The sequence below is a fragment of the Pseudomonas sp. RA_105y_Pfl2_P56 genome (genome assembly GCF_963970845.1).
GTDB lineage: Bacteria > Pseudomonadota > Gammaproteobacteria > Pseudomonadales > Pseudomonadaceae > Aquipseudomonas > Aquipseudomonas baetica_A.
The window spans coordinates 1-7,410 of the sequence record NZ_CAXAPL010000076.1 but is presented as its reverse complement, the minus strand read 5'-3'; the positions used below and the strand labels follow the sequence as shown (position 1 = coordinate 7,410).

Sequence of the window (7,410 nt, the reverse complement as noted above, 5' to 3'; positions counted from 1 at the left end):
AATCGTAGTCTTCGAGGTCGGGCAGGGCGTCGCCACGGTTTTCGCTTTCCAGCGTCAGGCGTGGTTTTTCGAAGTCGTAATCGCGGCGTGTGGTGCGGCTGGTGCGGGTTTCCAGGCGCAGGTCGAAACGCTTGATCACCGGGTTGCTGGCGACCATGCCGGAGTCTTGCTGATAGGCCACAGGCGCAAGTTTCGGGAACACCGTTTGGTCATCGCCGAAAACAAGCTTGTGCGCCGTGGCGCTGTGCTGGAAGTGGTAGTGAATGCCTTCTTCTTCGCACAGGCGCTGGATGAAGTGCAGGTCTGACTCGTCGTATTGCACGCAGTAAATGCGCTCGGGATAGATCGAGCCGGTCTGGAATTCGTAGGCGTTGCTCTGGATGCCGTGTTCTTCGAGAACCATGCCGATGATCTTCGGCACGCTGAGGTTCTGGAAGATGCGCTGGTTGACGCGGTGCGCCAGGTACGACAGTTGCGGGCGCAGGGTCAGCGAATAGCGAGTCAGGCGTTTGCCGGAATCACCCTGGGCGGCGCGGTAGATCTGGCCGTGGATGCCGCTGCCGTCGGGCGACAACTGCAGGAAGGCCGGTTTGTGCAGCAGGGTCTCGAGGTCCAGCGACGGTTTTTCACTGACCAGCTCCACCTCGAAGACAAAGGGCTGGCTGATGGCTTCTCGGCCGGTGAGGGTAAACACCTGAAAATCGGCGGAGAGCCCTTCGATGGTCAGGGCAAAGTGGGTTTCATTGGCCGGCGCGAACATCCCTTGTTCCTCGTGCTGTACAGCGGCGCTCGTCGACGGCCGCAAAAGCGGGTCAACGTACGCGAAATTCTGGAGGGGGGTAAACAACATCGACCAGCAGAGCTGGCCGATGCTTGTAACGATCAGCCGTAATTAAACGACTGGAGCACGCCAGTCATCGGAACCCGAAGTACCGGATACTTCGTGGGTCCAGGTGATTTTGCGGTAGGTGAACTGCACTTCTTCCAGGTGGGTGAAGTGCGAGTTTCCTGGATCCTGGCAGTTGTGCATTTTGTTGTTGATGGCGGCATAGGTAATCATGAACGATGAATATTATCGAAGTCATCGGCTTTCGGAGTTGCATGTATCCCTTTTGCTTCTTGAACGCGGTAATACGCCTCAATCGTCAACGATGGATCGATACGCGCTTTCACGATGCAGGGTTCTTTTTGCCATGGATATTCCTGCAACTGTTTGGCCAGAGCCTTCTGGCCGCCTGTGATCCATCCTTTCTCCGACTGATCTCTCCATCGTCGTGGGTTGCGGCTAGTTTTTGCGTCGTGGGCCACTGTCACGGGATCAAGATGGCGACTTTGCTCAAGCACAGGCAGGTCAGGCAGCGGCTGCGTGATATCCATGTAACGCTGTAGACAATCCCAAAAAGCGAGTGTGTTGGCCTGATCCAATCCCAGCGAGTGAACCTTGGTCGCCAAGCAAATTTTGGTGTCGGTATAGCGATGATGCAGCCACAACGCGTAGTCGTGGGAGCCATAACCGCTTGGAAGCAGTTGCAGCACCGGATCGAACTCTTCAAATGGGGCAACGAAGAGACGACGGAAGCGACGCTTGAAACGAAGCATACCGTCAAGGCGGTTGAACTCGCTTCCGTCGTGGGTGCTTATTTTACTGTGGAGCCAAATCAGCGAGTCTGAACCCAAAGTGGCCATGAAATATAAGAAAGCACCGGCCCATAGAGCGATCTGCATACCATCGTCGCCAAGGATCGAGTCTTTTAGCCAATATACAATGCTGCTGTTTACTATAAGGCCGAAGATTTGCAGGAGGTGGACCGTTCTCTTTCCTGTCATATATAAAGTTAAAGATGTGAGCATTAGAGTTACGGCCGAAAGTGCGATTAGCAGGCCAAGTCCAACTTCGGGAGGGCCGTAGCCGAGCTCCGGTTTGATTGAACCGAATATCCATATAGTCCACGGTGTCCATATGAATGTGAAACACAGAATTTTAAGTACAAATAGTAAGTGCGGGATTTTGCTAGAGTTTTGAAAGCGCCATCGAATGGCTCCACAATATAATTCTTCTTTGGTCTTGTCTTGCAGTCTCTGGTTTGTTATCTGCTTTTTACTTTCCAGTTGAGCCGTGATCTCCATCTCAGGGTCTAAATTAGCGTAATGACCGAAGGCAAGATGAGTATCAAAGCTCCCTGACCGATTGGCATCTTTTGCCCATTTCGGCGGTGGCAGAGGGTCAGTGTTATCGCTGCGATAAGCACCAATATCGTATGGTTTTTCCATTCTTATGGTCATGCTAAAGTCTCAGTAGTTTCAATCTGCCAATACGGTGGCGCGGCGTCCGGTTTTAAATCGTCCGGTGGCAAACGACGATTGGCAGCGGTGAAGGCCGACCAGGATTTTGGGCTAGGTTGAGGTAATACTAAACTCTCGTCTGCTTGATCGGAACTAAGTTCAAATTGAGCACTTACTTTTAGACCCTGAGTGATACGTATACTGTGGCGATCCAAAGGACTTAGTTGTACAACTGGAAAATTGGCAGGAAGTACATAGAGAACACTGGTGGTGTCGATTGAGAGTGCAGCGAACTTAGGGGGCGCAGCAGGTACACGTTGATAACGTTTGATGTCGAAAACACCGTTGACACGCATACTGCTCTGGAATTCCTGCGCGATTAATTGAAACTGCTTGTTGTTTTCGAACATAGACAGTAGCGGAGAGCTGAGGACGATGACCCAGTCTTGGTCTACCAATGTCTGTTTTCCAGGAGCGACGCATTGTAATTCCGTGCTTGGAAGTGGTGCACGATCAGAATCTGCCTGTTGTAGTATTTTGAGGTGTGATGCTGGAGCTCTTTTCCGCCACTCGCTCAATCGATGCACGAAAATTTGTGGTTTTCCGATAATTCCGAGCAATTGCTGAAAGGCAACCTGTTGGTCTTTCAAGTGAGAGAAGCGTTGAGCATTGCCTAAGGCTTTGTCTAGTATTCCTGCTTCGGCAAACTGATTGCCGAAAGGACCTTTTTTTACAACGATTTCGATATCGCTATCCGTTAACAAGTTGGCCGCAATAGTGCCACCGATGGATAGAACCATACCGATCACAAGAGCGTAAGGATTAAGGACTAGCCCGAAACCGTAGGCTGCCCATAGACCACCTCCTGCTGCGGCTACACCATAAGCTGCGGCTGCATTCGTATCTCCCTGATCCAGCGCGCGGTAGCTATCCCACCCGCTCAATAATGCACCACCAACCGTAGCCGATCCTCCTACCGCTCTGAGGATCGGTAACTTTGGACTACCTGTTTGCAGTTTTAAATTTTCTGCCCAACGAGTGGAAATTTTTTCTACATTAAATCGAGGTTTGGTCAGTTGTTGCTCAAAGGCAGGGCCGATCAATAGTTTGCTATGACTTCCGAGGGCCGCAATTAAGTCCATCGAAGCACTTGCAAGCCCGGCGATCCCTCGTCCCCATTCACCGCTTGCATTAAGGTCATCATATGCTTTTATTTGGACCCAAAGATTATAAGCAGCGAACGCCACCATCAACGTAGGCACGGCTTTGTTCTTTTCCATCGTCTGGGTCAAAGCGCCAAAACGAACTCGGAATGCACTGTAGTTGGCCAGGTCTGCATTCCCTTTTGGGACCGCAATGACCGTGACATTGCGCAATGCAGGCTGACCTGCTGTTGAGCCGCGTGGACTGGTACTTCCCACACTTGTGCCGGACTGATCGTGAAGCGTCGCGTAACGGTAACTTTTGCGAGTGAGTGCCTGGCGTTCGACGTCAGTAAGTCCGCCACGCAGTCCTGCACCTTGCACACCGATGACAACATACTCTTGAGCCAGTGCCTGACCGTAAGGCATCAACTTGATCTCTGTGATTTTTGGCGAAAGTGCAGCCAAGGTTACAAATGTAGGGGAAAACAAGCGATCAAGCTGGATCTTAGACGCATTCTGAGACAAACGACCGATTTGGGCCACGACGCTGGCACCGAAGTTATCGAGTAAGTCTGCGAGGAAATATGCAAAACCTTTTCCGGCGCTGGGTTGGTCAACTTCGCCAGTTAACGATGCCGTCAGCATCAATGTACTCAACCCCATGGCTTCCGGTACTGGCGCTTGCCCACTGTTGCGCATGGATTTTAGACGTTTTACAAGTTCTGGAAGTTGCTCAGCGGTTTTTGCTAGCAGCAGGCTACCCAGTGGGTGCTGTCCTTGCAGCAGGTTTTGTACGAGTCGATTAATGGAACCGGTCAGTTCCGTATAACCTTTGCCGGTATACATGACATCGCTACGCTCGGGTACCTGATTTAGAGCGTCAAGGGCCAGGGTCAGTAGGCTATAGGGCTCGACTAAGCCTTCATCATTCCGATAGCACCAGTCGAGGAGTGTTGGTTGGAGTTGTTTGTCCAACACATCGACAAGTATCGACAGTCTTTTTGCCAGCTTCTCACGGGACTTTTCACGTTCTTCTTCGAATACCACCGTTTGCAATTTGGGTAGGTCGACTTTGTCTTTTAGATCTGCAAGAGGGCCCGCCAGTGTGCTGTATAAAACTTGTGCATATCGCCCGTGGGATTGGTGAGGGACCAAGGCATTAAGGGTTTGCAGATAATCGACGCATTCCTTTACCTGTGAAGTCGCATGACGAAGGGCGAACAACGGGTCATCGAGAATCATGCCAATCAGATGCGGGTAATCACGCAGCCCCTTTTGAGCCAACAAATCCTCTCCCGCCTCCAACGCTGGCAGGGCTGGTGGTGGCGTATGTTTGATTTTTTGAGCCAGTTCTTCTTTGCGCTTTTGCAGCTTCAGGATTAACGCATCGGGTTTGAAGGCTGCGAAGTCCGGAGTGAACTCCGCAGGGTCTTCCATCGCAGCTTCAATGCTGAAATCCCGAGAGCGCAGCCCCTTGGTCAGTTTTTTGATTGGCGTCGCGGGATGAATTGAGGTGGCCTTCCAGATCGTGGTTTCACCCGCTGTTGCTGCCCAGGCGGAGGCCATATTTTGGCTGCGTGCCTTGATGCGGCTTGGGTCTTCTTCCAGCCAAGTGATGTATTCCCATGTCCAGGAAACTTCGCTGAAGGCCATGCTGAATTGTCGACCCACAAATCGGCCCTGAAGAAACATCGGCACTAGAATCAGTTGCTGTTTAACGCCCACCGGCTCGCGTTTATCGGCGTTGCCTTTTTTATCCGCGAGTTTCCGCCAGTGAACCAGGTCAACTTCGGACAGTTGTCCTTTGCCGTCGGTAGCGAGTTCACGCCAAACCTTGTTGTTTTGGAATACATAAACGCGGCCCACACGCGGTACGCCGCCTTGCAGGGTTTCATTGAGCTTGTCGTGGCCCGGCAGGCGGGCCAAAGGGGTAATCGCGAGCAAAGTATTTTGCTGGTACTTGTCCAGCTCTTCGGTGGTTTTCGCATCCACCATGATAGGGATTTGCAGCTTGCCGCCATCGATTCGATCAACACTTAGTGCTAATCGTGATTTCTGATCATTATCGTAGTCAGTCTTCTTGCGCGTCCCTTCGGTAATGGACTTGTCCTTGAACTCACTCATGCCTTGTCCTCTGGCCCCAACAATTGCAATTGACTGCCCAAATCCGGGTCTCCCCACACGTCTACGATGAGCGCCTCTTTGCCTTTCTCGCTGGTTTTTCTTGGTGCGGCCGTGTTGACCGGTGCGTTGCCCAGCGTTTGCCCGACCGGTGCGGTATCGGCCGGCTTGGGCGGTACAGGAAGTACCGCAGCAGCGCCAGTACCGCTTCCGGGGCTGCCGCCGGAGTTGATGTTGATCACCGGGCCGCTCATGGTAACGCCAGCGGCGTCGATCTTGATAAAGCTGCCCCCTCCGATCAGCGTCAGCTCAGCTCCCGCTTCCAGCACGACCTTGATGCCGCTATCAAGATGGATTTCCTGCCCCGCATCAATGAACTGCCCAGTGCCAATCTTGATGTGCTGATTCACCCCAACCGTCAGGTGATCATTGGCTTGCGCCTCAACCTTGCGGTCCTCAAAAACCGTGTGGTGTTCTTCGGCCTTGAACTCTGTGTAGCTGTTCTTTTCAACGGTGTCGTGACGCTCATTGCCGACCCGAATCTTCTGGTCGTGCTCGATGTTCTCGTCCCAGTCGCGCTGGGCGTGCAGGTAGATCTGCTCCTGACCTTTTTTGTCTTCGATGCGCAGTTCGTTGTAACCGCCGCCACCCATTGAACTCAGGGTTTTGAACGTACTGCGGGTCTTGTTCGCCGGCAGGGCGTAGGGGACGGTGTTTTCCTTGTGGTACAGGCAACCGCTGATTAGCGGTTGGTCGGGGTCGCCTTCGAGGAAGGTCACCAGCACTTCCATGCCGATGCGCGGGATGGCTATGCCGCCGTATTGGGCGCCGGCCCAGGCGCTGGAGACGCGTAGCCAGCAACTGGTTTTGTCGTCGGCCTGGCCTTCGCGGTCCCAGTGGAATTGCACCTTGACGCGGCCGTACTGGTCGCAGTGGATTTCTTCGCCTTTGGGGCCGGTGACCACGGCGCTTTGGCTGCCGAGGATGCGCGGTTTCGGGTGGCGCAGGGGCGGGCGGTTTGGCACGTCCCACGGGGTGGCCTGGAAGCGGTTGCGGTAGCCCTGGTGGAAATCGTCTTTCAGCGCGGTGGTGTCGCTGGTCACCGATTCTTCGAGCACTTGCGGCTGTTTGCCTTCGTGCAGCACTTCGGTCAGCAGCCACAGGTCGTTCCACTTGGCTTTTGGGTGCTCGGTCAGCGCGAGGAAGTGGCCGCTGACCAGCAACGGCTGATCGCTTTTGCCTTCGGCGAGCTGGAAGTCGCTGCGGTGGCGTTCGAGGGCGCGTTTGGCCAGGTGTTTGCCGCGCTCGCGGTCGATGAAACGGCCCGGGTAATCGTAGTCTTCGAGGTCGGGCAGGGCGTCGCCACGGTTTTCGCTTTCCAGCGTCAGGCGTGGTTTTTCGAAGTCGTAATCGCGGCGTGTGGTGCGGCTGGTGCGGGTTTCCAGGCGCAGGTCGAAGCGCTTGATCACCGGGTCGCTGGCGACCATGCCGGAGTCTTGCTGATAGGCCACAGGCGCAAGTTTCGGGAACACCGTTTGGTCATCGCCGAAAACAAGCTTGTGCGCCGTGGCGCTGTGCTGGAAGTGGTAGTGAATGCCTTCTTCTTCGCACAGGCGCTGGATGAAGTGCAGGTCTGACTCGTCGTATTGCACGCAATAAATGCGCTCGGGGTAAATCGAGTGGGTCTGGAAATCGTAGGCGTTGCTCTGGATGCCGTGTTCTTCGAGAACCATGCCGATGATTTTCGGCACGCTGAGGTTCTGGAAGATGCGCTGGTTGACGCGGTGCGCGAGGTACGCCAGTTGCGGGCGCAGGGTTACCGAATAACGGGTCAGGCGTTTGCCGGAATCACCTTGCGCTG

The 7,410-nt window shown here is 53.9% G+C and carries 4 protein-coding genes and 1 pseudogene; all 5 read right to left on the bottom strand.

Annotation, left to right across the window (positions count from 1 at the left end; all coding sequences use genetic code 11):
- Nucleotides 1–760 (bottom strand): type VI secretion system tip protein TssI/VgrG (tssI, locus tag AACY11_RS27840; protein WP_339496256.1); only part of this gene is annotated, 760 nt, incomplete at its 3' end.
- Between the two features lie 132 nt (nt 761–892).
- A pseudogene (locus tag AACY11_RS27835) lies at nt 893–1,042 on the bottom strand (Hcp family type VI secretion system effector); the annotation flags it as partial.
- Between the two features lie 14 nt (nt 1,043–1,056).
- On the bottom strand, nt 1,057–1,686 hold the full coding sequence (locus AACY11_RS27830) for a hypothetical protein (protein WP_339434338.1): 630 nt from the start codon (nt 1,684–1,686) through the stop codon (nt 1,057–1,059).
- A 593-nt stretch (nt 1,687–2,279) separates the two neighbouring features.
- Nucleotides 2,280–5,552 (bottom strand): hypothetical protein, encoded by a 3,273-nt coding sequence (locus AACY11_RS27825; protein WP_339496255.1) that lies wholly within the window; start codon nt 5,550–5,552, stop codon nt 2,280–2,282.
- On the bottom strand, nt 5,549–7,410 hold a 1,862-nt coding region (gene tssI, locus AACY11_RS27820), incomplete at its 5' end, for a type VI secretion system Vgr family protein (RefSeq protein WP_339496254.1). The genes tssI (AACY11_RS27820) and AACY11_RS27825, both read right to left, overlap by 4 nt.

Coding starts and splice junctions, on each gene's coding strand:
- AACY11_RS27825 (WP_339496255.1), bottom strand. CDS start 5,552: ATGAGTGAGTTCAAGGACAAGTCCATTACCGAAGGGACGCGCAAGAAG.
- AACY11_RS27830 (WP_339434338.1), bottom strand. CDS start 1,686: ATGGCCACTTTGGGTTCAGACTCGCTGATTTGGCTCCACAGTAAAATA.